The organism is Streptomyces sp. NPDC036822, from assembly GCF_055609145.1.
On the sequence record NZ_JBVJPY010000012.1, the window covers coordinates 39,139 to 64,285 of the forward strand.

Annotated in this window: 25 protein-coding genes, 1 pseudogene and 1 riboswitch; of the genes and pseudogenes, 16 read left to right on the top strand and 10 right to left on the bottom strand. The window is 73.4% G+C overall.

Annotated elements, in window-relative coordinates:
* The first annotated feature begins 249 nt into the window (after positions 1–249).
* The 3 genes from ACZ68P_RS25035 (at position 250) to ACZ68P_RS25045 (ending at position 3,401) form a co-directional block, all read left to right on the top strand.
* Positions 250–1,110 carry a bifunctional methylenetetrahydrofolate dehydrogenase/methenyltetrahydrofolate cyclohydrolase gene (locus ACZ68P_RS25035; protein ID WP_365720410.1) on the top strand — a complete coding sequence of 287 codons (861 nt, stop codon included), beginning with the start codon at positions 250–252 and terminating at the stop codon, positions 1,108–1,110.
* A gap of 2 nt (positions 1,111–1,112) precedes the next feature.
* A complete protein-coding gene (locus tag ACZ68P_RS25040) occupies positions 1,113–1,940 on the top strand; it encodes a DUF3017 domain-containing protein (RefSeq protein WP_471009814.1) in 828 nt (275 codons plus the stop codon).
* A 471-nt stretch (positions 1,941–2,411) separates the two neighbouring features.
* Positions 2,412–3,401: a malate dehydrogenase gene (locus ACZ68P_RS25045; protein WP_471009816.1), complete on the top strand. Its 990-nt coding sequence runs from the start codon at positions 2,412–2,414 to the stop codon at positions 3,399–3,401.
* 88 nt (positions 3,402–3,489) lie between these two features.
* Here the strand turns inward: ACZ68P_RS25045 and ACZ68P_RS25050 are convergent, their stop codons facing one another.
* Positions 3,490–4,002: a carboxymuconolactone decarboxylase family protein gene (locus ACZ68P_RS25050; RefSeq protein WP_471009818.1), complete on the bottom strand. Its 513-nt coding sequence runs from the start codon at positions 4,000–4,002 to the stop codon at positions 3,490–3,492.
* Positions 4,003–4,049: 47 nt separating this feature from the next.
* Here ACZ68P_RS25050 and pdxR point away from each other — a divergent pair, with 47 nt between their 5' ends.
* The 3 genes from pdxR (at position 4,050) to ACZ68P_RS25065 (ending at position 7,062) form a co-directional block, all read left to right on the top strand.
* Positions 4,050–5,501, top strand: coding sequence for a MocR-like pyridoxine biosynthesis transcription factor PdxR (gene pdxR, locus ACZ68P_RS25055; protein ID WP_471009820.1), 1,452 nt, complete (start codon positions 4,050–4,052; stop codon positions 5,499–5,501).
* 92 nt (positions 5,502–5,593) lie between these two features.
* The gene (locus ACZ68P_RS25060; RefSeq protein WP_471009823.1) at positions 5,594–5,869 is read left to right on the top strand and encodes a hypothetical protein; all 276 of its coding nucleotides are present in this window, start codon (positions 5,594–5,596) and stop codon (positions 5,867–5,869) included.
* An 8-nt stretch (positions 5,870–5,877) separates the two neighbouring features.
* Positions 5,878–7,062, top strand: coding sequence for a glutathionylspermidine synthase family protein (locus tag ACZ68P_RS25065; RefSeq protein WP_471009826.1), 1,185 nt, complete (start codon positions 5,878–5,880; stop codon positions 7,060–7,062).
* Positions 7,063–7,179: 117 nt separating this feature from the next.
* On the opposite strand, the gene rocD is transcribed toward ACZ68P_RS25065, so the two are convergent.
* The gene (gene rocD, locus ACZ68P_RS25070) at positions 7,180–8,385 is read right to left on the bottom strand and encodes an ornithine--oxo-acid transaminase (protein WP_471009828.1); all 1,206 of its coding nucleotides are present in this window, start codon (positions 8,383–8,385) and stop codon (positions 7,180–7,182) included.
* Between the two features lie 108 nt (positions 8,386–8,493).
* Positions 8,494–8,583: riboswitch (ZMP/ZTP riboswitch) on the top strand.
* A gap of 78 nt (positions 8,584–8,661) precedes the next feature.
* On the opposite strand from rocD, the gene ACZ68P_RS25075 reads away from it, so the two are divergent.
* The 3 genes from ACZ68P_RS25075 to ACZ68P_RS25085 all read left to right on the top strand — a co-directional run bounded on the left by ACZ68P_RS25075 (position 8,662) and on the right by ACZ68P_RS25085 (position 11,808).
* A complete protein-coding gene (locus ACZ68P_RS25075) occupies positions 8,662–9,930 on the top strand; it encodes a serine hydroxymethyltransferase (protein ID WP_471009830.1) in 1,269 nt (422 codons plus the stop codon).
* A 182-nt stretch (positions 9,931–10,112) separates the two neighbouring features.
* Positions 10,113–11,126 carry a tryptophan--tRNA ligase gene (gene trpS / locus ACZ68P_RS25080; RefSeq protein WP_471009832.1) on the top strand — a complete coding sequence of 338 codons (1,014 nt, stop codon included), beginning with the start codon at positions 10,113–10,115 and terminating at the stop codon, positions 11,124–11,126.
* A 94-nt stretch (positions 11,127–11,220) separates the two neighbouring features.
* Positions 11,221–11,808 (top strand): 2'-5' RNA ligase family protein, encoded by a 588-nt coding sequence (locus ACZ68P_RS25085; protein WP_471009834.1) that lies wholly within the window; start codon positions 11,221–11,223, stop codon positions 11,806–11,808.
* A gap of 47 nt (positions 11,809–11,855) precedes the next feature.
* Here ACZ68P_RS25085 and ACZ68P_RS25090 read toward each other — a convergent pair whose 3' ends face one another.
* Both ACZ68P_RS25090 and ACZ68P_RS25095 read right to left on the bottom strand, forming a co-directional pair.
* Positions 11,856–12,611 carry a decaprenylphospho-beta-D-erythro-pentofuranosid-2-ulose 2-reductase gene (locus tag ACZ68P_RS25090; protein WP_471009836.1) on the bottom strand — a complete coding sequence of 252 codons (756 nt, stop codon included), beginning with the start codon at positions 12,609–12,611 and terminating at the stop codon, positions 11,856–11,858.
* A 96-nt stretch (positions 12,612–12,707) separates the two neighbouring features.
* On the bottom strand, positions 12,708–14,084 hold the full coding sequence (locus tag ACZ68P_RS25095) for an FAD-binding protein (protein WP_471009838.1): 1,377 nt from the start codon (positions 14,082–14,084) through the stop codon (positions 12,708–12,710).
* Between the two features lie 159 nt (positions 14,085–14,243).
* On the opposite strand from ACZ68P_RS25095, the pseudogene ACZ68P_RS25100 reads away from it, so the two are divergent.
* The 3 genes and pseudogenes from ACZ68P_RS25100 to ACZ68P_RS25110 form a co-directional block, all read left to right on the top strand.
* Positions 14,244–14,765: pseudogene (locus tag ACZ68P_RS25100) on the top strand (phosphatase PAP2 family protein); the annotation flags it as partial.
* Between the two features lie 179 nt (positions 14,766–14,944).
* Entirely contained in the window at positions 14,945–15,883 is a 939-nt protein-coding gene (locus ACZ68P_RS25105; RefSeq protein ID WP_471010151.1) for a decaprenyl-phosphate phosphoribosyltransferase, read from the top strand.
* A 143-nt stretch (positions 15,884–16,026) separates the two neighbouring features.
* A complete protein-coding gene (locus ACZ68P_RS25110) occupies positions 16,027–16,965 on the top strand; it encodes a YihY/virulence factor BrkB family protein (protein ID WP_471009841.1) in 939 nt (312 codons plus the stop codon).
* On the opposite strand, the gene ACZ68P_RS25115 is transcribed toward ACZ68P_RS25110, so the two are convergent.
* Positions 16,862–18,181: a D-alanyl-D-alanine carboxypeptidase family protein gene (locus ACZ68P_RS25115; RefSeq protein WP_471009843.1), complete on the bottom strand. Its 1,320-nt coding sequence runs from the start codon at positions 18,179–18,181 to the stop codon at positions 16,862–16,864. The genes ACZ68P_RS25110 and ACZ68P_RS25115 overlap by 104 nt on opposite strands.
* A gap of 109 nt (positions 18,182–18,290) precedes the next feature.
* Between ACZ68P_RS25115 and ACZ68P_RS25120 the strand changes: the two genes are divergently transcribed.
* Together ACZ68P_RS25120 and ACZ68P_RS25125 are read left to right on the top strand one after the other, a co-directional pair.
* Positions 18,291–18,536: an SCO4848 family membrane protein gene (locus tag ACZ68P_RS25120; RefSeq protein ID WP_471009845.1), complete on the top strand. Its 246-nt coding sequence runs from the start codon at positions 18,291–18,293 to the stop codon at positions 18,534–18,536.
* 12 nt (positions 18,537–18,548) lie between these two features.
* The gene (locus ACZ68P_RS25125; RefSeq protein ID WP_471010153.1) at positions 18,549–19,949 is read left to right on the top strand and encodes a metallophosphoesterase; all 1,401 of its coding nucleotides are present in this window, start codon (positions 18,549–18,551) and stop codon (positions 19,947–19,949) included.
* Here ACZ68P_RS25125 and ACZ68P_RS25130 read toward each other — a convergent pair.
* From ACZ68P_RS25130 to ACZ68P_RS25145, 4 genes are all read right to left on the bottom strand, one after another.
* Positions 19,915–20,265, bottom strand: coding sequence for a hypothetical protein (locus ACZ68P_RS25130; RefSeq protein WP_471009847.1), 351 nt, complete (start codon positions 20,263–20,265; stop codon positions 19,915–19,917). The genes ACZ68P_RS25125 and ACZ68P_RS25130 overlap by 35 nt on opposite strands.
* Positions 20,266–20,360: 95 nt before the next feature.
* Positions 20,361–21,101 (bottom strand): TetR family transcriptional regulator, encoded by a 741-nt coding sequence (locus ACZ68P_RS25135; RefSeq protein WP_471010155.1) that lies wholly within the window; start codon positions 21,099–21,101, stop codon positions 20,361–20,363.
* Between the two features lie 152 nt (positions 21,102–21,253).
* A complete protein-coding gene (locus ACZ68P_RS25140) occupies positions 21,254–21,646 on the bottom strand; it encodes a thiol-disulfide oxidoreductase DCC family protein (protein WP_471010158.1) in 393 nt (130 codons plus the stop codon).
* Positions 21,647–21,807: 161 nt separating this feature from the next.
* Positions 21,808–22,239, bottom strand: a complete 432-nt coding sequence (locus ACZ68P_RS25145) for a hypothetical protein (protein ID WP_471009848.1) — start codon at positions 22,237–22,239, stop codon at positions 21,808–21,810.
* 150 nt (positions 22,240–22,389) lie between these two features.
* On the opposite strand from ACZ68P_RS25145, the gene ACZ68P_RS25150 reads away from it, so the two are divergent.
* Positions 22,390–23,157, top strand: coding sequence for an alpha/beta fold hydrolase (locus tag ACZ68P_RS25150; RefSeq protein WP_471009851.1), 768 nt, complete (start codon positions 22,390–22,392; stop codon positions 23,155–23,157).
* 16 nt (positions 23,158–23,173) lie between these two features.
* On the opposite strand, the gene ACZ68P_RS25155 is transcribed toward ACZ68P_RS25150, so the two are convergent.
* Complete coding sequence (locus tag ACZ68P_RS25155) at positions 23,174–24,445, bottom strand: MFS transporter (RefSeq protein ID WP_471009852.1); 1,272 nt, start codon at positions 24,443–24,445, stop codon at positions 23,174–23,176.
* Between the two features lie 86 nt (positions 24,446–24,531).
* On the opposite strand from ACZ68P_RS25155, the gene ACZ68P_RS25160 reads away from it, so the two are divergent.
* Complete coding sequence (locus ACZ68P_RS25160; RefSeq protein WP_471009853.1) at positions 24,532–25,116, top strand: MarR family winged helix-turn-helix transcriptional regulator; 585 nt, start codon at positions 24,532–24,534, stop codon at positions 25,114–25,116.
* Positions 25,117–25,147: the final 31 nt, after the last annotated feature.

Consider the following 25,147-nt stretch of genomic DNA (forward strand, 5'->3'; position numbering starts at 1 on the left):
TTCCTCCGTGGGGGTGATGCGGGGACGGTGCGGTCCGAGCGGAGGAACATCACAAAGCTGAGCGGTCCGCCCCCCTGCGCTGCCGCGGCACTGCGCGGATCATCGTTGTCGCAACGTCGACTTTTTGTCCAGTCGGATTGCACGGGAGTTGTGCGAATGCAACCTCAAGATCCGTTACGGGAGGCGGGGCGGCGGGGCCCGTCAGGGGCGAATTGGAAGAAGGCGGGGGTCATCCGGGAGGATGGCCGCATGAGCGCCCAGATTCTCGATGGCAAGGCCACCGCAGCCGCGATCAAGTCCGATCTGACCGCCCGTGTGGCGGTGCTGAAGGAGAAGGGGGTCACTCCCGGACTCGGCACCATCCTGGTCGGCGACGACCCGGGCAGCCAGAAGTACGTCGCGGGCAAGCACCGCGACTGCGCGCAGGTCGGCATCGCCTCCATCCAGCGCGAACTGCCCGCCACCGCCACCCAGGAGGAGATCGAGGCGGTCGTACGGGAGCTCAACGACGACCCGGAGTGCACGGGCTACATCGTCCAGCTCCCGCTGCCCAAGGGCATCGACGAGAACCGCGTCCTGGAGCTGATGGACCCGGCGAAGGACGCGGACGGTCTGCACCCGATGAACCTCGGCCGCCTCGTCCTGAACGAGCCCGCGCCGCTGCCGTGCACCCCGAACGGCATCCTCACGCTGCTGCGCAGCCACGGCGTGGAGATCAAGGGCGCCGAGGTCGTGGTCGTCGGGCGCGGGGTCACCATCGGGCGCCCGATGCCGCTGCTGCTGACCCGCCGCTCGGAGAACGCGACCGTGACGCAGTGCCACACCGGCACCAAGGACCTCGCCGCGCACCTGCGGCGGGCCGACATCGTGATCGCCGCCGCCGGTGTGGGGCACCTGATCCGGCCGGAGGACGTGAAGCCGGGCGCGGCCGTCCTGGACGTCGGCGTGTCCCGCGACGGCGAGGGGAAGATCGTCGGCGACGTGCACCCGGGTGTGGCCGAGGTCGCCGCCTGGATCTCCCCGAACCCCGGCGGCGTGGGCCCGATGACCCGGGCGCTGCTCCTGGTCAACGTCGTCGAGGCCGCCGAGCGCGCGGCCGCGGCGCTCTGACGATGACCGCCCGGACCCCCGCCCAGGACGGGCCCCCGGCCCCGGACCCGGAGCACGCCTCCACCGGCCCGGACGGCTCCACGACGGCGCCGTCCGCGCCGGGCGTCCAGGGTGCGCCGGACGCCCAGGGCGTGGCCGGGCCGTCCGGGCCGGACCGGGGTGCCGACGCACGGTCCGGGCCGGCAGGCGCCCAGGGCGCGGACGCGCCCGGCACACCGGATCAGTCGGGGCACGGTGACGAGGAGACGGCCCCTCCCGGGGACGCGGACCCGAAGGCTCCAGCGGGGCCGGAGACGGCCGCCTCCGAGAGCCCGGCCGTCGCCTCCCCGGGGAGCCCGGAGACGGCCGCCCCCGGGGCCGGCGCGACCGAGACGGCCGCAGCGCCGGAGACGGCCACCCCCGGCGAGGGCGCGGAGGGCGTCCCCGCCGCGGGCAGGACCCGGCGGCCGCCGGCCATGACCACCGACACCGCCCGCCCCGAGGGCGGCGGCCGCGCCGCGCCCGGTGACGCGCCCGCGCCGGCCCGTCAGTGGCCGCTGCTCTCGGTCCTGGGCCTCGCCGCGCTCGGCCTGCTTGTCGTCGGGACCGACCTGTTCCCGCAGTCGTTCCGGGTGGGCACCGTCCTCGTCGGGGTCGCCCTGCTGACGGGCGCTGCCCTGCGTCGCGCGCTGCCCTCCGTCGGGATGCTCGCCGTCCGCTCGCGTTTCACCGACATGGTCACGTACGGACTGATGGGCACCCTCATCGTGCTGCTGGCGCTCATGGCGCAGCCGGGCCCCTGGCTGCGGATCCCGTTCCTGGAGGACGTCCTCCACCTCACGATCACCTAGGGCCGCCGGCCTCACGATCACCTAGGAGCATCGGAAGCAAACGCGACGGCGCCCGTCCTCTCCCCCGAGGGAGGACGGGCGCCGTCTGCGATCAAGGGTCATGTACGTGCCAAGAGGGCTTCAAGGGCCGCCAGGTCCCTGTGGCATGGAGGTGACCATTCCGGTACGTCCGGTACGCGAACCGCATGAGCTCGTGAACCGGATCGACGCATGAACCGGACAGCGCGGGCACGAGCCCTCCGCAAGCCGGGCACCAGACGGGCACCGGCCCTCCGCGGGCCGTCGGCCGTGCGTACGCAGTCAGTTCGGGTGGCAGTGAGCCGGACCACAAGGGGTTGGGGGTTGGCCGGGGCCCGGGTCGGATAGCCTGACCGCTGGATATCTCTTCACGTCGAGACATCGATCGATCAGGAGGGGTATCCGACCCCAGGGGCAGGGACCCCCACCGCCAGCTGTCTTACGGAGATCGCCATGACCCGCACTCCCGTGAATGTCACCGTGACCGGCGCGGCCGGCCAGATCGGCTACGCGCTGCTCTTCCGCATCGCCTCCGGCCACCTGCTCGGCGCGGACGTGCCGGTCAAGCTGCGCCTCCTCGAGATTCCGCAGGGCGTCAAGGCCGCCGAGGGCACCGCCATGGAGCTCGACGACTGTGCCTTCCCGCTGCTCAAGGGCATCGACATCTTCGACGACCCGAACCAGGGCTTCGAGGGCGCGAACGTCGCCCTGCTCGTCGGCGCCCGCCCGCGCACCAAGGGCATGGAGCGCGGCGACCTGCTCGCCGCCAACGGCGGCATCTTCAAGCCGCAGGGCAAGGCCATCAACGACCACGCCGCGGACGACATCAAGGTCCTCGTCGTCGGCAACCCGGCCAACACCAACGCCCTGATCGCCCAGGCCGCCGCCCCGGACGTCCCGGCCGAGCGCTTCACCGCGATGACCCGCCTGGACCACAACCGCGCGCTCTCGCAGCTGGCGGCGAAGACCGGCGCGTCCGTCGAGGACATCAAGCGCCTCACCATCTGGGGCAACCACTCGGCGACCCAGTACCCGGACATCTTCCACGCGGAGATCGCCGGCAAGAACGCCGCCGAGGTCGTGAACGACGAGCAGTGGCTGGCCGACACCTTCATCCCGACCGTCGCCAAGCGCGGCGCCGCGATCATCGAGGCCCGTGGCGCGTCCTCGGCCGCCTCGGCCGCCAACGCCGCCATCGACCACGTCCACACCTGGGTCAACGGCACCGCCGCGGGCGACTGGACCTCCATGGGTATCCCGTCGGACGGCTCCTACGGCGTCCCGGAGGGCCTCATCTCCTCCTTCCCCGTCACCTGCGCGAACGGCTCGTACGAGATCGTCCAGGGCCTGGACGTCAACGAGTTCTCCCGCACCCGCATCGACGCCTCGGTCCAGGAGCTGGCCGAGGAGCGCGACGCGGTGCGCGAGCTGGGCCTCATCTGAGCCACGGCTCACCCCTCGCGACACCACGGCGCCCCCGGCCCTCACGGCCGGGGGCGCCGTGCCGTTCGCGCCGCCCCGGCGCCCGCCCTCACTTCCCGTACTGCCCCGGGGTGTAGTGACCGGGCGTCATACGGGTGGTCACACCGATCCGGTTCCAGGCGTTGATGACGGTGATCGCCGCGATGATCCCGGCGAGTTCGGTCTCGTCGAACCGGGCCGCGGCCCGCGCGTACACCTCGTCGGGCACGAAGCCGTCGGTGAGGACGGTGACGGCCTCGGTCAGCGCGAGCGCGGCGAGTTCGCGCTCGGTGTAGAAGTGGCGCGACTCCTCCCAGGCCGGCAGCTGGACGATCCGCTCGACCGACTCGCCCGCGGCGAGGGCGTCCTTGGAGTGCATGTCGACGCAGAACGCGCAGTGGTTGATCTGCGAGGCGCGGATCTTGATCAGATGGAAGAGGACGGGGTCGACGCCCTTCGCGGCGACGGCGTCGAGGCGCACCATCGCCTTGTGGAACTCCGGGGCCCGCTCGGCGAGCGAGAGCCGGGGAGCGTGCTCGTGGGCGTACTCGGTCTGCGCGGAGTCGTGCGACATCGTGGTCATGCCGCCCACCGTACGAGCCGGGTGGCCGGGGAGTATGGTCCATTTCCATGGCGAACGACCGGGCCACTTTCGGTGTCGACCTCCATCTGGAACTCCGGGGCGCGACGCTGCGCACGGGGCTGATGGACGCCCTGCGGGAGGCGATCCGCAGCGGCCGTCTGGCGGAGGGCGTACGGCTGCCCTCGTCGCGTTCGCTCGCGACCGACCTCGGCGTGGCCCGCAACACCGTCGCCGACGCGTACGCCGAACTCGTCGCCGAGGGCTGGCTCACCGCCCGGCAGGGATCCGGCACGAGGGTCGCCCGCCGTGCCGTGCCGCGCCGGCCGGCCGGGACCGGCACGCGCCCCCCGGCCGGGGGCCGGACCGCCACCGCACGCCCGCCCACCGCCCGGCCGGCGTACGACCTGAAGCCCGGCGTGCCCGACCTGGCCTCCTTCCCCCGCGCCGAGTGGCTGAAGGCGTCCCGGCGGGCGCTGACGGCCGCGCCGCACGAGGCGTTCGGCTACGGCGACCCGCGCGGACGGATCGAGCTGCGCACCGTGCTCGCCGACTACCTCGCCCGGGCCCGGGGAGTGTACGCGCGGCCCGAACGGATCGTGCTCTGCTCCGGGTTCGCGCACGGGCTGATGCTCGTCGGGCAGGTGCTGCGGGCGCGGCGGGTACGGGAGGTCGCGGTCGAGTCGTACGGACTCGGCGTGCACACGGACCTGCTGACCGGCGCGGGGCTGCGGCTCGCGCCCCTGTCCTTCGACGAGCGGGGCACCAGGACCGAGGGGCTGGCGGCGATGGAGGACGTCGGGGCGGTCCTGCTGACCGCCGCCCACCAGTTCCCGCTCGGCGGCGCGCTCCACCCCGACCGGCGGGCGGCCGTCGTCGACTGGGCGCGGGCGTCGGGCGGTCTCGTCCTGGAGGACGACTACGACGGCGAGTTCCGCTACGACCGCCAGCCCGTCGGCGCCCTCCAGGGCCTGGACCCCGAGCGGGTCGTCTACATGGGAACGGCGAGCAAGTCCCTCGCGCCGGGGCTGCGCCTGGCCTGGATGGTGCTGCCGGTGGGCCTGGTCGACGAGGTGGTGGCCGCCAAGGGGACGGTGGACTGGATGTCCAGCGCGCTGGAGCAGCTGACCTTCGCGGAGTTCCTGGGCTCGGGGGCGTACGACCGCCATGTCCGGGCGATGCGGCTGCGCTACCGGCGGCGGCGCGACCAGCTGGTGGAGGCGGTGGCCGCGCACTCCCCGGTCACGCGGGTGAGCGGCATCGCGGCCGGCCTCCACGCGGTCCTCGAACTCCCCCCGGGCACCGAGTCCGACGTCCTGCGCTCCGCCGCCTGGCAGGGCCTGGCCCTCCTGGGCCTCGACCGCTTCCGCCACCCCGCGGTCGCCCCCGCCCTGGACGGCCTGGTCGTGGGCTACGCGACCCCGCCGGACAGCGGTTGGGCGGGCTCGCTGGCGGCGCTGTGCCGGGTGCTGCCCGGGCGGGACATCACGGACAAGCCGTAGGAGGTGTCGTAGGGGGTGGGTGGAGCGGGTGTGGAGGGTTTCGGCCACGCCCTAGACTGTGCGGTCGCGACCACGCGACGGGGAGGACGGACATGCGCAGGCTGAGGTCGAGCACCGTGGTGCTCGGCGGTATGGGGGTGCTCGCGGCGACGATCACCTCCTGTGGATCGGAACCGGACAAGCGGTGTGTGGACCCGCTGACCCGGGAGAAGCTGCCCAGCTACGAGTGCGGAGGCAGCGGGAGCACCACCCGCGGCTCGTACTACTACGGCGGCAGCGTCAGTGACAACAAGGTCAGCGGCGGCAGCTTCGACAAGACCGCCGTCGACACCGGCGGCTTCGGCTGCTCCGGCTCGGGCGGCGGCTGACCGGCCCCGTGGAACGGCACACGATCGAGCCCCGGCCCGGCTGGCAGGAGACCGTGGAGGAGCAGGGGCTCGTCTACCCCCTGACCCGCTACCCCGACGGCTCCCTGCGCCCCTACTGGGACGAGAGCGCGTATTACTCCTTCACCCTCCCCGAGGTCGAGGCCCTGGAGGAGGTCGTCGAGGAGCTGCACGCGATGTGCCTGGCGGCGGCGGCCCACATCGTCGAGAAGAACCGTTTCGCCGATCTGGGGATGACCGATCCGCGCCTGGTCGCCCTCGTCGCCGAGTCCTGGCGCCGCCGTGCCGAACAGCCTTCCCTGTACGGCCGGTTCGACCTGCGCTACGACGGCACGGGTCCGGCCAAGATGCTGGAGTACAACGCCGACACCCCCACCTCCCTGGTCGAGGCCGCGAGCCCGCAGTGGTTCTGGATGGAGGAGCGCTTCCCCGGCGCCGACCAGTGGAACTCCCTCCACGAGCGGCTCGTCGACGCCTGGAAGCGACAGGCACCCCTGCTGCCGCCCGGCAGCCCGGTCCACTTCGTCCACTCCGACGGTGACGAGCTGGGCGAGGACCTGATGACGGTCGCGTACCTGCGCGAGACCGCCCAGCAGGCCGGACTCGACACGGAGGCCCTCTCGGTCGAACGCATCGGCTGGGACCGCCTGTCGGGCCGCTTCGTCGACGACCGGCTCCGCTTCATCCGCAGCTGCTTCAAGCTCTATCCGTGGGAGTGGCTGACCACCGACCGCTTCGGCCCGTACGTCCTCGACACCCTCGACAACGGCGGCGGCACCGGCACCACCTGCTGGATCGAGCCCGTCTGGAAGATGCTGCTGTCCAACAAGGCGCTGCTCGCGGTGTTGTGGGAGCTGTACCCGGGGCACCCGAACCTGCTGCCGGCCTACCTCGACGGCCCCCGGGAGCTGGCCGGGCGCGGCGGCTACGTCGCCAAGCCGCTCCTCGGCCGGGAGGGCGCGGGCGTCACGATCCACGAGCCCGGCGCCCCGGCCGTCGTACGCGAGGAGCCCTGCTGCTACCAGGAACTGGCCCCGCTGCCCGACTTCGACGGCAACCGGGTCGTGCTCGGGGCGTGGGTCGTCGAGGACGAGTCGGCGGGGCTCGGCATCCGCGAGTCGGCGGGCCTGGTGACGGACGAGTACGCCCGCTTCCTGCCGCACGTCATCCTGTGACCTGAGATTCCGTCGCCGGAGCGCCGGAGCGCCGGAGCGACGGAATGGCCAGTGACGGAGCGACCCGCCGGGGCGCGTGGCGACGGCCGTCGCGCCCCGGTGTCGTCCCTGTCCGCCTCAGCCCGACAGCACCGCCCGCAGCTGCTCCAGGCCCCAGTCCAGGTCCTCCTTGCTGATCACCAGCGGGGGAGCGATCCGGATCGTCGACCCGTGGGTGTCCTTCACCAGCACACCCCGGTCCATCAGCTTCTCGGAGATCTCCCGGCCCGTGCCCAGGGACGGGGTGACGTCCACCCCCGCCCACAGCCCGCGCCCGCGCACCGCGTCCACCGACCCGCCGCCCACCAGCAGACCCAGCTCGGCGTGGAGGTGCTCGCCCAGCTCGGCCGCGCGCTGCTGGTACTCACCGGTCCGCAGCATCGCGATCACCTCCAGGGCCACCGCGCAGGCCAGCGGATTGCCGCCGAACGTCGAGCCGTGCTCACCCGGCCGGAACACCCCGAGCACCGAGCGGTCCGCCACCACCGCCGAGACCGGCACGACGCCGCCGCCGAGCGCCTTGCCCAGGAGGTACACGTCCGGCACCACGCCCTCGTGCTCGCAGGCGAAGGTCTTCCCGGTCCTGCCGAGCCCGGACTGGATCTCGTCCGCCATGAACAGGACGTTCCGCGCCCGGGTCAACTCCCGCACCCCGCGCAGATACCCCGCCGGGGGCACCAGCACCCCCGCCTCGCCCTGGATCGGCTCCAGGAGCACGGCGACGGTGTTCTCGGTGACCGCGCTCTCCAGCGCCGTGAGGTCGCCGTACGGGACGATCTCGAATCCCGGGGTGTAGGGGCCGTAGTGGTCCCGCGCCTCGTGATCCGTCGAGAAGCTCACGATTGTTGTCGTCCGGCCGTGGAAGTTGTTCGCCGCGACCACGATCTTCGCGTGCCCGTCCGGCACGCCCTTGACCTCGTACCCCCACTTCCGCGCGGTCTTCACGGCCGTCTCGACCGCCTCCGCGCCCGTGTTCATCGGCAGGACCATCTCCTTGCCGCACAGCTCGGCCAGCCGCGTACAGAACTCCGCGAACCGGTCGTGGTGGAACGCCCGGGACGTGAGCGTCACCCGCTCCAGCTGGGCCCGCGCGGCGTCGATCAGCCGCCGGTTGCCGTGCCCGAAGTTCAGCGCCGAGTACCCGGCGAGCATGTCGAGATAGCGGCGTCCCTCCACGTCGGTCATCCAGGCCCCGTCCGCCGAGGCGACGACGATGGGCAGGGGGTGGTAGTTGTGCGCGCTGCGCGCCTCCGCGGCAGCGATCGCGTCTTGCGTCCTCGACACGGGGTCTCCGTTCGTCCTGCGGCCCGGGGGTGGGTGTGGCCCCCTTTCTTATCGTCGCTCGGATGCCGGACGAGGAAACCTCGGCGACGGCGCGCCCGCTACGCTGACGACACGCGCGGCGACTGGCGTACGGGGAAGCGACCCCGGGGGAGCCGCGCGCGGCAGACACACGAGATGCCGCCCGCCTGGGCATCTTCGGGAACCGAACCTCCCGTGTGGTGCCGCCCAGCAGGACTGAGCCGTACCCCGGGACCACCGAACGCCCGGAGGAACGCCATGACCGACCACTCCCCGCACCCCGCTCTCGCCGCCGCCGACCCCGAACTCGCCGCGCTCGTCGGCGCCGAGGAGCGGCTCCAGGCCGAGACCCTGCGGCTCATCCCCAGTGAGAACTACGTCTCCCGGGCCGTGCTCGAAGCGTCGGGCACCGTCCTGCAGAACAAGTACAGCGAGGGCTATCCCGGCCGCCGCTACTACGAGGGCCAGCAGAACATCGACCAGGTCGAGACCCTCGCCGTCGAGCGCGCCAAGGCCGTCTTCGGCGTCGAGCACGCCAACGTGCAGCCCTACTCCGGCTCCCCGGCCAACCTCGCCGTCTACCTCGCCTTCGCCGAACCCGGCGACACCGTCATGGGCATGGCCCTGCCGATGGGCGGCCACCTCACCCACGGCTGGGGCGTCTCCGCGACCGGCAAGTGGTTCCGCGGCGTGCAGTACGGCGTACGCCAGGACACCGGACTCATCGACTTCGACGAGGTCCGCGAGCTCGCCCTCAAGGAGCACCCCAAGGTGATCTTCTGCGGCGGCACGGCGCTGCCCCGCACCATCGACTTCGCCGCCTTCGGCGAGATCGCCCGCGAGGCCGGCGCCGTCCTCGTCGCCGACGTCGCCCACATCGCCGGCCTGATCGCGGGCGGCGCGCACCCGTCCCCGGTGCCGCACGTCGACGTGATCTCCACGACCACCCACAAGACGCTGCGCGGCCCGCGCGGCGCCATGCTGATGTCCCGCGAGGAGCACGCCAGGGCCCTCGACAAGGCCGTCTTCCCCGGCCTCCAGGGCGGCCCGCACAACCAGACCACCGCCGCCATCGCCGTCGCGCTGCGCGAGGCCGCGCAGCCCTCCTTCCGCGACTACGCCCACGCGGTCGTCGCCAACGCCCGCGCCCTCGCCGAGGCGCTGCTCGCCCGGGGCTTCGACCTGGTCTCCGGCGGCACCGACAACCACCTGATCCTGATGGACCTGACCCCCAAGGACGTCTCGGGCAAGGTCGCCGCCAAGGCCCTGGACCGGGCGGGGATCGTCGTCAACTACAACACCGTCCCCTACGACCCCAGGAAGCCCTTCGACCCCTCCGGTGTCCGCATCGGTACTCCTTCCCTCACCTCCCGGGGCCTCGGGACGGAGCACATGGCGCGGGTCGCCGAGTGGATCGACCGCGGGGTCGCGGCGGCGGGCAAGGGTGACGAGGACGCCCTGCGGACGATCAGGGCCGAGGTCGCCGAGCTGATGGCGGCCCACCCCGCCCCCGGCCTGCCGGTCTGACCGCCGCCGGGGCCGGCCGGCGGGACCCCTCGCCCGCCGGCCCCGGACAGCGGCACGGCGGGGCCGGCGGGACCGGGGCGCGGGGGGTGTGTCCAAGCTCTCATCGGCCCCGGTCCTCGTCCTCGCGGCTTTGGCGCACCGGTAGTCCGGGATCGGTTCCGACACCTGAGAGAATGTGGGGCATGGCCTCTGTTCCTCCCCGTGTGCTCTCCGGAATCCAGCCCACCGCAGGCTCGTTCCACCTCGGCAACTACCTCGGTGCGGTGCGTCAGTGGGTCGCGCTGCAGGAGTCCCACGACGCGTTCTACATGGTGGTGGACCTGCACGCGATCACGGTCCCGCAGGACCCCGCCGAGCTGCGCGCGAACACCCGGCTCGCCGTCGCCCAGCTCCTGGCCGCCGGGCTCGACCCCGAGCGCTGCACGCTCTTCGTCCAGAGCCACGTCCCCGAGCACGCCCAGCTCGGCTGGGTCATGAACTGCCTCACCGGCTTCGGCGAGGCCTCCCGCATGACGCAGTTCAAGGACAAGTCCGCCAAGCAGGGCGCCGACCGGGCCACCGTCGGCCTCTTCACGTACCCGATCCTCCAGGTCGCCGACATCCTGCTCTACCAGGCCCACCAGGTCCCGGTCGGCGAGGACCAGCGCCAGCACATCGAGCTCACGCGCGACCTGGCGGAGCGCTTCAACGGCCGCTTCGGCGAGACGTTCACGATCCCGGCGCCGTACATCCTCAAGGAGACGGCGAAGATCTTCGATCTGCAGGACCCGGCGATCAAGATGAGCAAGTCGGCCTCGACGCCGAAGGGCCTGATCAACCTCCTCGACGACCCGAAGACGACGGCGAAGAAGGTCAAGAGCGCGGTCACGGACACCGACACGGTGATCCGCTTCGACCCCGCGGGGAAGCCGGGCGTCTCCAACCTCCTCACGATCCTCTCGACCCTGACCGGGACGCCGGTGCCGGAGCTGGAACAGGGGTACGAGGGCAAGATGTACGGCGCGCTGAAGACCGACCTGGCCGAGGTCATGGTGGACTTCGTCACGCCGTTCCGGACCCGTACGCAGGAATACCTGGACGACCCGGAGACGCTGGACTCCATCCTGGCCAAGGGCGCGGAGAAGGCCCGCGCGGTCGCCGCCGAGACCCTGGCCCGGACGTACGAGCGGATGGGTTTCCTGCCCGCCAAGCACTGACCGAGGACCGGGTCCGGGGACCCTGGCCACAGAGGTGGTGCAGGCCGCACACTGGCGACTGCACCATCGTCACGGACGATTGAGGAGAGACGACGTGGGGACCGTAACGCTCGGCGTTTCGATCGCGGTCCCGGAGCCCTTCGGCAGCCTGCTCCAGGAGCTGCGCGCGGGCTTCGGGGATCCCGCCGCGCACGGCATCCCGACGCACGTCACCCTCCTCCCGCCGACCGAGGTGGACTCCTCCCGGCTCCCCGCCGTCGAGGCGCACCTCACCGAGGTCGCCGCAGGCGTCCGGCCCTTCCCGATGCGGCTCGGCGGGACGGGCACGTTCCGCCCGCTGTCCCCGGTGGTCTACGTCCAGCTGGCCGAGGGCGTCTCGGCCTGTGCCTGGCTCCAGCAGCGGGTCCGGGACGCGTCCGGCCCGCTGGTGCGCGAGCTGCAGTTCCCGTACCACCCGCACGTCACGGTGGCGCACGGCATCTCCGAGGAGGCGATGGACCGGGCGTACGCGGAGCTGGCCGACTTCGAGGCGGCGTGGACGTGCTCCTCCTTCGCGCTCTACGAGCAGGGCGCGGACGGCGTGTGGCGCAAGCTCCACGAGTACGGCTTCGGCGGCCGGCCCGCCTCCGCCGTCCCGGCCCAGGGCTCCCCGCTGGACACCCCCACGCCGGCGGCCGGCTGACGGCAGCCCGTCCCCCGTCCGCGCCGGCCGGGGGCGGTCCTTCCGCGCTACATCGGCAGCCGCCGGAACAGCGGCCGCGGGACGTGCCGCAGCGCCGACATCACCACCCGCAGGGCCCCGGGCACCCACACCGTCTCCGAGCGGCGCCGCAGGCCCAGCTCGATCGCCGTCGCCACCGCCTCCGGAGTGGTCGCCAGCGGCGCCTCCTCAAGGCCCGCCGTCATCTTCGAGCGGACGAACCCGGGCCGGACGACCATCACGTGCACCCCGGTCCCGTACAGCGCGTCCCCGAGCCCCTGCGCGAACGCGTCGAGACCGGCCTTGGACGATCCGTAGATGAAGTTCGCGCGCCGGGCGCGCTCGCCCGCCACCGACGACAGCACGACCAGCGAGCCGTGGCCCTGGGACTGCAGGGCCCGTGCGCAGACCAGACCGGCGGAGACCGCGCCCGTGTAGTTGGTCTGGGCGACCCGGACGGCCGCGAGCGGGTCGGACTCGTCACGGGCCTGGTCGCCGAGGACGCCGAAGGCGAGCAGCACCATGTCGATGTCGCCCTCGGTGAAGATCTTGCCGAGCCGTTCCTCGTGCGACTCGGTGTCGAGGGCGTCGAAGGGCACGGTGCGGACGTCCGCGCCCAGCGCGCGCAGCGACGCGGCGGCGGCCGTCAGGGCGGGGGAGGGCCGCCCGGCCAGCCAGACGGTCCTGGTGCGGCGGGCGATCAGCCGGCGGGCGGTGGCGAGAGCGATCTCGGACGTGCCGCCGAGTACGAGCAGGGACTGCGGGGTGCCGAAGGCGTCCTTCATGGCGATCAAGCTCCTCAGGGGGCGGGACGACGGGACGGGTCCGAGGTGCCGCGTGGCCCGGGGGACGGCCCCCGGACCCCGGCGGCGGGGTGACCGTCACAGGGCGAGACGGCGGGAGAGGTCCGAGGTGAAGACGGAGCGGGGATCGATCCGCGCGCGAAGATCCTGGAAGTCGGCGAGCCGTGGGTACATCGTGTGCAGCACGTCCGGCCGCAGCCGGGAGTCCTTGGCGAGGTAGACCCGGCCGCCGGCGTGCGCGACCTCCTCGTCCAGCTCGTCGAGGAAGGCGCCGAGCCCGGAGAGCCCGGTCGGGATGTCGAGCGCGAGGGTCCAGCCGGGCATCGGGAACGACAGCCACCCGGGGTCGCCCTCGCCGAAGCGTTTCAGTACGGCGAGGAAGGACGGGCAGCCCCGGCGGGCGATCCGCCGCACGATCCGGCGCAGTGTCTCCTCGTGCCCGTACCCGACGACGAACTGGTACTGGACGAAGCCGCCGCGGCCGTAGATCCGGTTCCAGTGCGGGACGCCGTCCAGGGGGTGGAAGAAGGCGGAGAGCCGCTGGAGCTCGCCGGTCCGGCGGCGGGGGGCCCGGCGGTACCAGAGCTCGTTGAAGAGGCCGACGGTGGTGTGGCCGAGGACGCCTTCGGGGACGTACGCGGGCGCCGCCGGGAGCCGGCCGGGCCGGAAGACCAGGGGCGCGCGCCGGGCGCGGCGCGGCAGCGCGGTGTACGGGGCGTGGTCGCCCCGGGTGAGGACGGAGCGGCCGGTCGCGGCGCCGCGCGCGAGCAGGTCGATCCAGGCGACGGAGTAGCGGTAGCGGTGGTCGTCGGCGGTGAGCCGGGCCATCAGGTCGTCGAGATCGGTGGCGCGTTCGGTGTCGACGGCCATGAGCGTGGTCTCGACGGGGAGGAGCCGGAGGGTCGCGGAGAGGATCACCCCGGTCAGGCCCATGCCGCCGGCGGTGGCGTCGAAGAGGTCGGTGCCGGGGACGACGGTACGGATCTCCCCGTCGGCGGTGAGGAGTTCGAGCGAGACCACATGGCGGGTGAAGGAGCCGGAGACGTGGTGGTTCTTGCCGTGGATGTCGGCGCCGATCGCGCCGCCGACGGTGACGTAACGGGTCCCGGGGGTGACGGGGACGAACCAGCCCAGCGGCAGCAGCACCTCCATCAGGCGGTGCAGGCTGACACCGGCGTCGCAGACGACGAGGCCGCCGGCGGCGTCGACGGTACGGACGCGGGCCAGCCCGGTCATGTCGAGGACCGAGCCGCCGGCGTTCTGGGCGGCGTCGCCGTACGCGCGGCCCAGACCGCGGGCGATGGAGCCACGGGCACCGCAGGCGCGGACGGCGGCGGACGCCTCCTCGGGGGTGCGCGGCCGGTACACGCGCGCGAGGGTGGGCGCGGTACGGCCCCAGCCGGTCAGGGGCTCGGCGTCGTCCGGCAGGGTCTCGGTGTCGGTCTCGGCAACCATGCGGCGACCGTATCGCCCCGACTATCGCTTATGCCTGGTTTGCCCTTCGGTTCGCCGAATGGGTGATTAAAGGAGTGTCAGGAAAGATTGCCGTGCGGTCGGCCGCGGGCCGGGCCAGAGTCGCCCCTGGTTGACCGACGACCGGGGAGGCGGAGTTCGATGCGATACGCGGACTGGGCCGGGGCCGAGAGGAGACTCCTGGCCGTCCTGCGCGGCTGCGGGCGGCGCGCGCCGGTGGCGACGGCCGCCCGCGCGCTGTCGTCCGCCGGCGAGCACGGCGTGCTGTGGCTCGCCGCCGGGCTCGCCGGCGCGGCCGCGGACCGGGAGCGCCGGGCCGCCTGGCTGCGCGGTACGGCACTGATCGGCGCGGCCCATCTGGCCAGCATGGGCGTCAAGCGGGTGGTACGCCGGCCGCGGCCCGGAGCGGAGGCGTACGCGCCGCTCGTCCGCACGGCGGGCCGGCACTCCTTCCCCAGCTCCCACGCGACCTCGGCCGCCGCCGCGGCCGTCGCCCTCGGCGCCCTGCGCCCACCGGCCCGGCGTCTGCTGGTCCCGGCGGCCGCCGCGATGTGTCTGTCCCGCCTGGTCGTCGGCGTCCACTACCCGACGGACGTGGCGGCGGGCGCCCTGCTGGGCGCGGCGACGGCGACGGCCGGCCGCCGCTGGCTGGCCACCGCGGCCACCACCACCGCGGACGGCCCCGCGGGCTCGCGCCACGGGACGGTGGACGGCCTCGCGGAGCGCCGGGCCGCCGGCCCAGCCGCCACGCGCCACGCCCCCGTGGCCGGCCTCACAGGTCCGCGTCACGCCGCCGCCCGGCGGACACCGTGACGGAACACACCGGCGGAGCCGGAGCCGCCCTGCTCGACAAGCCCGCCGTCGTACGGCACCGGAGGTACGCCGAAGGCCCGCGGGCGCTCGCCGTCCCGCTCGGGCTGCTGCGGACCGCCCGCCCCCGGCAGTGGGTCAAGAACCTCCTCGTCGTCGCCGCGCCCGTCGCCGCCGGGCAGCTCGTCTCCTGGCACACCGCCGCCCGGCTCGCCCTCGTCTTCGGCCTCTTCACGGCCGCCGCGTCCGCCGTCTACCTGGTCAACGACGCCCGCGACGCCGACGCCGACCGCGCGCACCCCGTCAAGTGCCGCCGCCCCGTGGCCGTCGGACTCGTCCCCGTACCGCTCGCGTACACCGCCGGAGGCGCGCTCGGGCTCGGGGCCGCTCTCGCGAGCGCCGCCCTGTGCAACCCCATGACCGCCGCGCTGCTCATCGCGTACCTCGTCATGCAGTGCGCGTACTGCCTCCGGCTGAAGCACGTCCTCGTCGTCGACCTGGCCGTCGTCACCACCGGCTTCCTGATGCGGGCCATGATCGGCGGCGTCGCGCTCGGCATCCCGCTCTCCCGCTGGTTCCTCATCACCACCGGCTTCGGCGCGCTGTTCATGGTCGCCGCAAAGCGGTACTCCGAGGCCGTGCAGATGGAGAGCGCCCGAGGGGCGACCCGGGCGCTGCTCACCCAGTACACGACCGGCTACCTGCGCTTCGTCTGGCAGCTGGCGGCCGGGGTCGCCGTGCTCGGCTACTGCCTCTGGGCACTGGAGAGCGGCGGCGTCGCCAACGGCTCGCTCCTGCCCTGGCGCCAGCTCTCCATGATCGCCTTCATCCTCGCGGTGCTGCGCTACGCCGTCTTCGCCGACCGGGGCGCGGCGGGCGCCCCCGAGGACGTGGTGCTGCGCGACCGGCCGCTCGCGGTCATCGGCCTGGCGTGGGCGGCGATGTACGGGATGGCGGTCACCGACCTGTGACCGGTCCTCGGGCCCGGCCCCGGCGCCTGCCCGCGCGCCCGCTTCGGCCCCCGGCCGGTCTCTCCGCCCCCTCCCCGGGAGTCCGGCGAAACCAGGACGCGCGTCGCCCGGCCCGACGGCCGAACAGGGGGTAGGCGTACGGCATGGACTGGCTGACCAAACTCCCCGTCATCGGCCCCTGGGCGACCCGGCTCATGCGGACGCACGCCTGGCGTTCGTACGAGACCCTCGACGCGGCCCACTGGACGCGGCTCGCCGCCGCCGTCACCTTCATCAGTTTCCTCGCCCTCTTCCCGCTGATCACCGTCGGCGCGGCGATCGGCGCCGCGCTGCTCAGCGACGAGCAGCTCGACACGATCGAGGCGAAGATCTCCGAACAGGTCCCGGGCATCTCCGAGCAGCTGAACATCGACGCGCTGGTCGACAACGCCGGGACGATCGGCCTGGTGGCCGGCGCGCTGCTGCTGTTCACCGGCATCGGCTGGGTCGGCTCGATGCGGGACTGCCTGCGCGCGGTGTGGGGCAGGGACGACGAGGACGAGGGCAACCCGTTCGCGCGGAAGGCCAAGGACGCCGTCGTCCTGCTCGGCCTCGGCGGGGTGGGACTCAGCTCCCTCGCGGCCTCCTCGCTCGGCTCCACCGCCGTCGGCTGGAGCGCGGAGCAGCTCGGGATCTCCGGCGGCGGGGTGGGCGGCGTGCTGCTCCAGACGGCCGCGGTCGCCGTCGCCGCCGTCGCCGACTTCCTCATCCTGCTGTACGTGCTGACCCTGCTGCCGGGCGTCGAGCCGCCGCGCCGCCGCCTGGTGGTGGCCGCGGTGATCGGCGCGATCGGCTTCGAGCTGCTGAAACTGCTGCTCGGCGGCTACATGAGCGGCGTCGCGGGGAAGTCGATGTACGGCGCGTTCGGCGTTCCGGTCGCCCTGCTGCTGTGGATCAACTTCACCGCGAAGCTCCTGCTGTTCTGCGCGGCCTGGACGGCTACGGGATCGGCTCCGGATCCGGAGTCGGCTCCGGGGTCGCGTCCTCGTCCCGAGGAGCGGAACGGCGACCGACCAGCTCCGGCACCGGCCAGCGACGGTTGACGAGGAAGACCGCGCCCACGAGCAGCGCCAGGGCGCTGCCGGCCACCGCGAGGGCCGTTCCGACCCCGCCGGTCTTCTCGGCCACGGCGGCCTTTCCGACCCCGCCCGGAGGCGGCGTGCCGTGCGTCGCGTCCGAGCCGGTGTCGATGTCCTCGACCGTTCCGGTGTCGGTACGGGCGGACTTCGGCGGGACCAGTTCGCCCACCGGCGTCACCTTGCCGGACGCCGCGAAGCCCCAGTCCAGCAGGCGGGCGGTCTCCTTGTAGACGGCGTGCTGCTCCTTCGAGGACGGGTTCATCACCGTCACGAGCAGCACTTTGCCGTTGCGTTCCGCAACGCCGGTGAAGGTGGCGCCGGCGTGCGTGGTGTTGCCGTTCTTCACCCCGGCGATGCCCTGGTACGGCGGGACGCCGAAGTCGCCGGTGAGCAGCCGGTTGGTGTTCTGGATCTCGAAGGTCTCCCGCTTCTTGCCCGGCTTCAGCTCGCCCGGGAACTTCGCGCGGGCCGTCGCGGCGTACTCGCGGAACGCGGGCTTCTGCATGCCGCTGCGGGCGATCAGGGTGAGGTCGTACGCGGAGGAGAGCTGGCCCGGGGCGTCGTAGCCGTCGGGGGAGACGACGGTGGTGTCGAGGGCCTGGAGCTCGGCGGCGCGGTCGTTCATGTCCCGCACGGTCTGCGGGATGCCGTTGTTCATCGCGCTCAGGACCCGCACGGCGTCGTTGCCCGAGCGAAGGAAGACGCCCAGCCACAGGTCGTGGACCGTGTAGGTCTGCTTCTCCTTGACGCCCACGAGGCTGGAGCCGGCGCCGATGCCCGCCAGATCGGTGGGCAGGACGGTGTGGCTCGACGTGCTCGGGAACTTCGGCAGGAGCGTGTCCGCGAAGAGCATCTTGAGCGTCGAGGCGGGTGCGAGCGGCCAGTGGGAGTTGTGCGCGGCGAGCACGTCACCGGTCTCCGCGTCCGCCACGATCCAGGACCGGGCGCTGAGCTCCTTCGGCAGCACGGGGGCGCCGGGCCCGAGCCGGACCTGGGTGCCGGGCTGACCGAGCAGCGCGCCGCCGACGTGGGACATCCGGGCGGGCGGCTTGGGCTGCGGGGCCTCCTTCGTGTCCGGCGAGGGGTCCGCGACGGCGGGCGCGGCGGAGAGGAGGGGCAGCAGCGCGGCGGCCGCGACGGCGGCGGCGACCGTCCATACGGACTTTTTCGAAGCAGACACGATCGAGAACGTACATGCCGATCTCGAAGATCCGAACCCCGCCGGGCGGTACACCCCCGCCCGTCCACCCGGACGCGGGGCGCGAGGGGCGGGTGAGGATACTGGGGACATGAAGCTCAGCCGGCCCGTCTCCTGGTTCCTGCTCGCGTTCGGTGTGTGGAGCTGGGGCATCTGGATCACTTTCGTCAAGAACCTGTGGAACGACGGGAGCGGGCTCGCCTTCGACGACGCGGGCGATCCGACGGCCTACTTCTGGGTTCATCTGTTGCTCGCCATCACGTCCTTTGTCTTGGGGACGGTGGTCGGCGTGATCGGGTTGCGTGGCGTGCGCGCATTGCGTCGCGAACACGGATAGGGGTTGCGAAGCGTGGTCGTCCTGCTGCTGGTTCTCGTCGCGGTACTCGCCCTGCTGGGGGGCGTCCACTGGTACGTGTGGCGTCGCCTGGTCCGCGACGTGACCGCCCGGGACGGCCTGGCCCGTCGTCTGGGCACGGTGGCCGCGGTCGCCCTGCCGCTCCTGTCGGTCGCCGCCCTCGTCTCCTCCCGGGCGGGCGCCCCCTTCCGGCTCCAGCAGGCCGTGGCCTGGCCCGGCTACCTGTGGCTGGCGCTGCTGCTCTACGTCACGCTGGCCCTGCTGGTCGGCGAGGCGGTGCGGCCCCTCCTGCGCCGGTGGCTGGAGCGCCGTGCCGCGGCGTCCGCGGAGGGCGGAGGGGTCGCCGCGCCCCCGTCGGAAGCCGGGGAGAGCCGCACGCGGGCCGGGTCGCGGGCGAGCGGGGCGGGCGGGGCGGGCACCCCGACGGCGGCTGCCGGGCAGGACGCGCCCGGTTCCGTCCTGACGGAGTCCGCCACCACGTCCGAGGCCCCGGCCCCGGCGACCGCGTCCGGAGCCGCCCCGTCCGAGGCGGGCACGCCCGGCGGCGGAGCGCCGGGAGCCACCGCGGTGTCCCGGAGGCTGTTCGTCTCCCGGGTCGTCGGCGGAGCCGCCGCCGCGGCGGCCGTCGGCACCGTCGGCTACGGCACCTACGGCGTGCTGCGCGGTCCGCGCGTCAAGCGGGTCACCGTCCCGCTCGCGAAGCTGCCCCGCTCCGCGCACGGGTACCGGATCGCCGTGGTCTCCGACATCCACCTCGGGCCGATCCTCGGCCGCGCCCACACCCAGCGCATCGTCGACTCCATCAACGCCACCCAGCCCGACCTGGTGGCCGTCGTCGGTGACCTCGTCGACGGCACGGTGGAGAACCTCGGCTCCGCCGCCGAGCCGCTCGCCCGGCTCCGCGCCCGGCACGGTTCCTTCTTCGTCACCGGCAACCACGAGTACTTCTCCGGCGCCGACGCCTGGGTCGACCACGTCCGCGACCTCGGCCTGCGGCCGCTGCGCAACGCCCGGACCGAGATCGCCGCCGGGTTCGACCTCGCGGGCGTGGACGACATCGCCGGCGAGAGCGAGGGGCAGGGTCCCGACTTCGCCGGTGCGCTCGGTGACCGCGACCGCGCGAGAGCGGCCGTGCTGCTCGCGCACCAGCCGGTCGTCATCCACGACGCCGTCCGCCACGGCGTCGACCTCCAGCTCTCCGGCCACACCCACGGCGGTCAGCTCTGGCCCGGCAACTACCTCGCCGAACTCGCCAACCCGACCGTCGCAGGGCTGGAGCGGTACGGCGACACCCAGCTCTACGTCTCCCGGGGAGCGGGCGCCTGGGGTCCCCCGGTCCGGGTCGGGGCGCCGTCCGACATCACCGTCGTCCAGCTGGCGTCCCGGCAGGCCTGAGAGGCGTCTCCGCGATCCGGTCCGGGTGCTTCGCGGCCGGCCGTGACGACACCCGGGCCACCAGCCTGAGCGGCAGGCCGCAGCCGGTCACCAGCACCCGACCGGGGCGGGACGCGGCGGGGAGGCCCGAGGGAGCGGCGCCGGCCGGCAGGACGCCGACCACGGCGGCGCCGAGCCGGCGAGCGGTGGGGGTGACCGTCCCGGTCGCATCGCCCCGGGCGGCCCGCATGCCGCTCACCGCGGTGTGGGTGAGCAGGGCGTTGGCGAAGCCGAACCCGAAGCCGATGAGCGGGTACGCCGTCGCCGGCAGGGCCACGCTCGTGCGCCGGTCGAGCCCGACCAGCGAAGACCGGCAGGAACGGACGGTCGCCGACGCGTCGCCCCCGACGCCGAACCGCCCTCGCCGACGGGCTACTTCGCCCCGTCGCCCTTCTTCTTGGCGGCGGCCGTCGTCTTCCCGGTCGTGCGCTTCGCCGTCTTGGAGAGGACCCGCTGCGGCGTGCCCGAGGCGGCCATGCCCGCGGCCGTCGGCATGAAGTCGGCGAGCAGGTCGTGGGTCTCCCGGACGAGCGGGCGCAGCAGGCGGAAGCGGGAGAGCGTGATGGCGCGGGCCGTGACCGGGGCGAGCCGTTCGACCAGGCGGCGGCTGTTGGCGGCCCCCTCGGAGCGGTCGTACACCCAGAACAGCACCAGGCCCATCTGCTGGAGCCAGAGCAACCGCGGCAGGGGCTCGGCCAGTTCGGGATCGATCTTCACCGACGCCCCGGCGATGACCCGGCGGTGGACCTCGATCGCGGCCTCGCGCGGGCCCTCCGACTCGGGGGAGAACGGGCTGAGCGGGCTGTCCGGGTCGGCGGCGTTCTTGAAGAACTGGGAGGCGAACTCGTGGTACGGCTCGGCGATGTCGAGCCAGCCGAGGAGGACCCCGCGGATACGGGCCGTGAGGTCCTTCTCGTCGCTGTCGAGGATCTCCTCAACCGCCGTCTGGTGTTCTTCGGCGATCCGGTCGTAGAAGCCCTGGACGAGGTGTTCCTTGGAGGAGAAGTAGTAGTACGCGTTGCCGACCGAGACCCCGGCCTCCTGGGCGATGGCCCGCATCGTCGTCTTGTCGTAACCGCGTTCCCTGAAGAGCCGGAGGGCGGTCTCGAGGATGAGGGTGCGTGTCTGCTCGCTCTTGGGGGCCTTCGCCGGGGCCTTCCCGGAGACCTCCGTGGGGGCCTCCGTCGAGGCCGTGGCCGCGGCCTTCGCCGGGGCCGTGGTCTCGTCGGGCTTCTCTTCCTTCACGTCCTTCACAGTCCCCGAGCCTAGCCGTGCGCGCCCGGCGGTTCGCACCGCCCGTCTTCACAGGGAGGCCCGTCGCCGCCCTTGAGCGCCTCGCGCCACCGGGCGGCGGCGAGGACGGTCGCCCGGGCGAAGGGCCGGCCGGCGGGGGTGGCCAGCCAGTGGGCCCTGGGCCGGTGTTCGGCCAGGGCCCACAGGCAGACGATCCAGGCGGAGTCCGCGTGGTAGACCTGCCCCCGGTCCCCGACGACGGTGACCTCCCGCAGGGTGGACGCGTGGTCCAGGCCGGGGAAGCGACGCCGGGCCTCCCGTGAGGCGGCCGGGACGAGATCGAGCGGGACGAGCTGCCGCTGTCGCATGAGCCAGTGCCGCAGATGGACACAGAGCGAGCACTCGGCGTCGTACAGCACGGTCAGGCGGTGGACGGGGGTGGCCGGCCGTACGGCCCCGGGTCCCGCCGGGCGTCCGGCCGGATGCGCCGCCGGGTGTCCGGCCGGCGGCCCGGGGGTCCTCGCTGCCTCCGCCTGTACCTGTGCCGGTGTGGGCGGCGGTGTCGGCGTCGTCATGGCGGCCGTCCTCACGCGCCGGGGGCGGGCGGTGCCCAGGCGCCGGCCGTGGTCCCGGTCCAGCCCTGCGGCGGCACCGGCGGCACCTGCTCGCGCTCCATCACGCCGCGCCGGCGGATCTTGTTGAGGACGTAGACGTTGGCGAGGTGCATCACGCCGAGGACCAGGAGCACGACCCCGAGCTTGACCGAGAGGGCCTCGAAGAGCGCCCGGGCGTCGAGCACGGCCTCGTCCTGGCTCAGATAGAGCGCCACGAAGCCGAAGTTGACGAGGTAGAAGCCGACCACCAGGAGGTGGTTGACGGCGTCGGCGAGCTTCTCGTTGCCGTGCAGGACGTCGGCGAGGAAGACCCTGCCGTTGCGGCTGAGCGTACGGGCGACCCAGATGGTCAGCGCCACGCTGATCAGCAGGTAGACGATGTACGCGATGACTGTGAGGTCCATGCCCCACGCTCCCTTGAACGCGTTCAATTGCTGGCGTTCATGACTGTAGGGCGTTCCTTGAACATGTTCAAGTGCCGAGGGTTCGGGCCCGGGGCGGGCGCCGCGGAAAGGGAGAGGCGGCCGAGGAGGGGGTCGCCTAGGATCGTGCGAATGACGCTCATTCACGATGTGGCCGGATCAGGCCCTTCCGCAGTCCTCCTCGTCCATTCCGGTGTCTGTGACCGGCGGATGTGGGACGCGCAGTTCGACGCCCTGGCCGATGCCGGACACCGGGTCGTGCGCTGCGACCTCCGCGGCTTCGGGGAGACCCCTCTCGAAGCGCCGCACACCCACATGGAGGACCTGCGTGACCTCCTCGACACCCTCGGGATCGAGCGGGTCGCCCTGGTCGCCTCCTCCTTCGGCGGCGCCGTCGCCCTGGAGTTCGCGGCCCGCCACCCCCAGCGGGTCTCCGCGCTCGCACTGCTCTGCCCGAACTCGCCCGACCACGAGCCGAGCGACGAACTGCGCGCCTGGGGCGGGCAGGAGAACGCCCTGCTCAGGGCGGGCGACATCGACGCCGCCGTCGCGCTCAACGTCGACACCTGGCTCGGGCCGGAGGCCGGGGACGAGGCCCGCGAGCTGGTCCGCGTGATGCAGCGGCGCGCGTTCGACCTCCAGCTCCCCGCGCCGCAGGAGTTCGCCCCGACCGATCCCGAGGTCGGTACGTCGGAGCTGGCGGCGATCGAGGTGCCGTGCCTCGTCGTCTCCGGCGCGCACGACGTCGCCGACTTCCGGACCCTCGCGACCCGCCTCGCCGGCCTCCTGCCGGCCGCCCGCCTCGTGGAACTCGACTGGGCGGGCCATCTCCCGGCCCTGGAGCGCCCGGAGGAGACGAACAAGCTGCTGGTGGACTTCCTGGCCTCCCCGGCGCGCTAGGAAGCCAGGGCGCCCCCTAAGGGGTGCCCTGACGGGCCCCGGGCGTCCCGGCCTGCGGCGTCGAACCGCCGAACCGCCGCACCCCCGGCACCAGCGCCGTCCCCAGGCAGCAGCCGCCCACCAGCAACGCGGCGGCGACCAGGGGCACTTCCGGGCCCCAGGCGGAGGCGGCGAGCGGGGCGAGGGCGTAGCCCAGGGGCATCGCGGCCAGGGAGAGCAGCCAGTCGTAGGAGATGACGCGGGCCAGGGCGTGCGTGGGGATCGCCTCCTGGACGGCGGTCTCCCAGACCGGCGAGAGGAAGCCCAGTCCGGCCTGGGCGATCCCGTAGGCGGTGATGGTCACCGGCGCCGGGGCCGGGAGGGCGAGGAGCAACAGGGGCAGGGCGTAGGTCGCGAGGCCGAGGTTCGCCGCCAGGACCGGGCGCCGGGGCCGTACGCGATCGGCCGCCAGCGCCCCGAGGAGAAAGCCCACGGCCCCGACCTGGAGGAGCACCACCCATGCCGTCCTGCCGCCGAGCTGGGTCAGGGCGATGGCCGGGCCGAGGGTCATCAGCACGGCGGCGGCGCCGTTCCAGGCGCTGTGGCCGATGAGGCTGGTCCAGTACCAGTCGCGGGAGCGGACCTCGTGCCAGCCCTCGGCGAGGTCCGCGCGCAGCGAGCGGCGGGGGATCGGCACCCGCTCGACCCGTAGGACGCCGAGGACGGCCGCGCTGATCGCGAAGGTCGCCGCGTCCAGGACGAAGGCCCAGCCCGGCCCGACGGTCACGATCAGGGCGCCGGCCAGCGCGGGGCCGCCGATGCGGGTCGCGCTCTGGGCGGCGCTCAGAGCGGCGTTGGCGCGCTGGAGCGCCTCGGGGGCCACCGTTCCCTTGACGAGGGGGGAGCCGGTGGGCAGCGCGAAGGCCCCGGCCGCGCCGCCGCCCGCCTGGACGGCGGCGATGACCCAGAGGGTGGGGTCGCCGCTCAGCAGCTGCGCGCCGACGAGGAGTTGGGTGGCGCAGCGGACGAGGTCGGTGGTCAGGGCGACCGTACGGGCGGCGAAGCGGTCCGCCACGACACCACCCAGGGGGAGCAGCAGCAGCTTGGGGACCATGGCGCAGGCCAGGACGAGCGCGAGCGCGGAGGGTGATCCGGTGGCCTCCCAGACGGCGATGGCGAGCGCGGCGGGGATGGCGGCGTCGCCGAGCAGGGAGAGGGTGCGGCCGGTCAGGAACAGCCGGAAGGCGCGGCCCCGCAGGGGGTGGGGTACGGCCTTCCCGGGCGGCGCGGGCAGTGGCGTGACGGGCATGGACCCAATCTATTTCGGTACCGAATAATTCGGCAACGAAATATTCGAGAACGAAGGGTCACGGCCTGGCGACGTACGATCGAACCATGGAGCCCTCCCGGCGTAGCGAACCGACCGACCCCACGGTCCCCGCGGCCCCCACCCCGCCGGCCGGCCCCGCCCGGCGCGACTGGACCGACGAGCACGTGGAGCGCTGGCAGCCGGTGCTGCCCGGCCTCGACCCGGTGGTCGAAGGCGCGGTCACCCGGATGAAGAAGCTCTCGGTCCACCTGCGCCGGGTGCGTGAGCAGTCCCTGGTCGACTTCGATCTGGAGCGCCACGAGTTCGACACGCTGCACAAGCTCGCCGGCCGCGGGGGCAGCGCGGCCCCCTCCGAACTCGCCAAGGACCTCGACCTCGCCCCCGCGTCGGTCAGCGGCCGCCTGGACGCCCTGGAACGGCGCGGCTTCGTCCGCCGTACGCAGTCCACGACCGACCGCCGCCGGGTCGTGGTCGAGCTCACCGCCGCCGGCCGCGAGACCTGGCTCGGCGCGATGGACGTCCTCGGGCACGAGGAGGAGCGCCTCCTCGGCGTCCTGGACGAGGACGAGCGGGCCCGGCTCAACGACATGCTCCGCCGGATCATGGTGATGGCCGAGGAGCCGGGCGGCACGGAGGCCTGGCACGGCTGACCCGCCGCCCGCCGCCCGCCGCACGCAGCCG

Bases quoted from the DNA above. Each gene is read 5' to 3' on its own strand.
- pdxR (WP_471009820.1), top strand. From the start codon at position 4,050: ATGGCGAACGACCGGGCCACTTTCGGTGTCGACCTCCATCTGGAACTC.
- ACZ68P_RS25120 (WP_471009845.1), top strand. From the start codon at position 18,291: ATGAAGCTCAGCCGGCCCGTCTCCTGGTTCCTGCTCGCGTTCGGTGTG.
- ACZ68P_RS25090 (WP_471009836.1), bottom strand. From the start codon at position 12,611: ATGAAGGACGCCTTCGGCACCCCGCAGTCCCTGCTCGTACTCGGCGGC.
- ACZ68P_RS25095 (WP_471009838.1), bottom strand. From the start codon at position 14,084: ATGGTTGCCGAGACCGACACCGAGACCCTGCCGGACGACGCCGAGCCC.
- ACZ68P_RS25150 (WP_471009851.1), top strand. From the start codon at position 22,390: ATGACGCTCATTCACGATGTGGCCGGATCAGGCCCTTCCGCAGTCCTC.
- ACZ68P_RS25110 (WP_471009841.1), top strand. From the start codon at position 16,027: ATGGACTGGCTGACCAAACTCCCCGTCATCGGCCCCTGGGCGACCCGG.
- ACZ68P_RS25060 (WP_471009823.1), top strand. From the start codon at position 5,594: ATGCGCAGGCTGAGGTCGAGCACCGTGGTGCTCGGCGGTATGGGGGTG.
- ACZ68P_RS25045 (WP_471009816.1), top strand. From the start codon at position 2,412: ATGACCCGCACTCCCGTGAATGTCACCGTGACCGGCGCGGCCGGCCAG.
- ACZ68P_RS25075 (WP_471009830.1), top strand. From the start codon at position 8,662: ATGACCGACCACTCCCCGCACCCCGCTCTCGCCGCCGCCGACCCCGAA.
- ACZ68P_RS25145 (WP_471009848.1), bottom strand. From the start codon at position 22,239: ATGGACCTCACAGTCATCGCGTACATCGTCTACCTGCTGATCAGCGTG.
- ACZ68P_RS25050 (WP_471009818.1), bottom strand. From the start codon at position 4,002: ATGACCACGATGTCGCACGACTCCGCGCAGACCGAGTACGCCCACGAG.
- ACZ68P_RS25040 (WP_471009814.1), top strand. From the start codon at position 1,113: ATGACCGCCCGGACCCCCGCCCAGGACGGGCCCCCGGCCCCGGACCCG.
- ACZ68P_RS25155 (WP_471009852.1), bottom strand. From the start codon at position 24,445: ATGCCCGTCACGCCACTGCCCGCGCCGCCCGGGAAGGCCGTACCCCAC.
- ACZ68P_RS25160 (WP_471009853.1), top strand. From the start codon at position 24,532: ATGGAGCCCTCCCGGCGTAGCGAACCGACCGACCCCACGGTCCCCGCG.
- trpS (WP_471009832.1), top strand. From the start codon at position 10,113: ATGGCCTCTGTTCCTCCCCGTGTGCTCTCCGGAATCCAGCCCACCGCA.
- ACZ68P_RS25035 (WP_365720410.1), top strand. From the start codon at position 250: ATGAGCGCCCAGATTCTCGATGGCAAGGCCACCGCAGCCGCGATCAAG.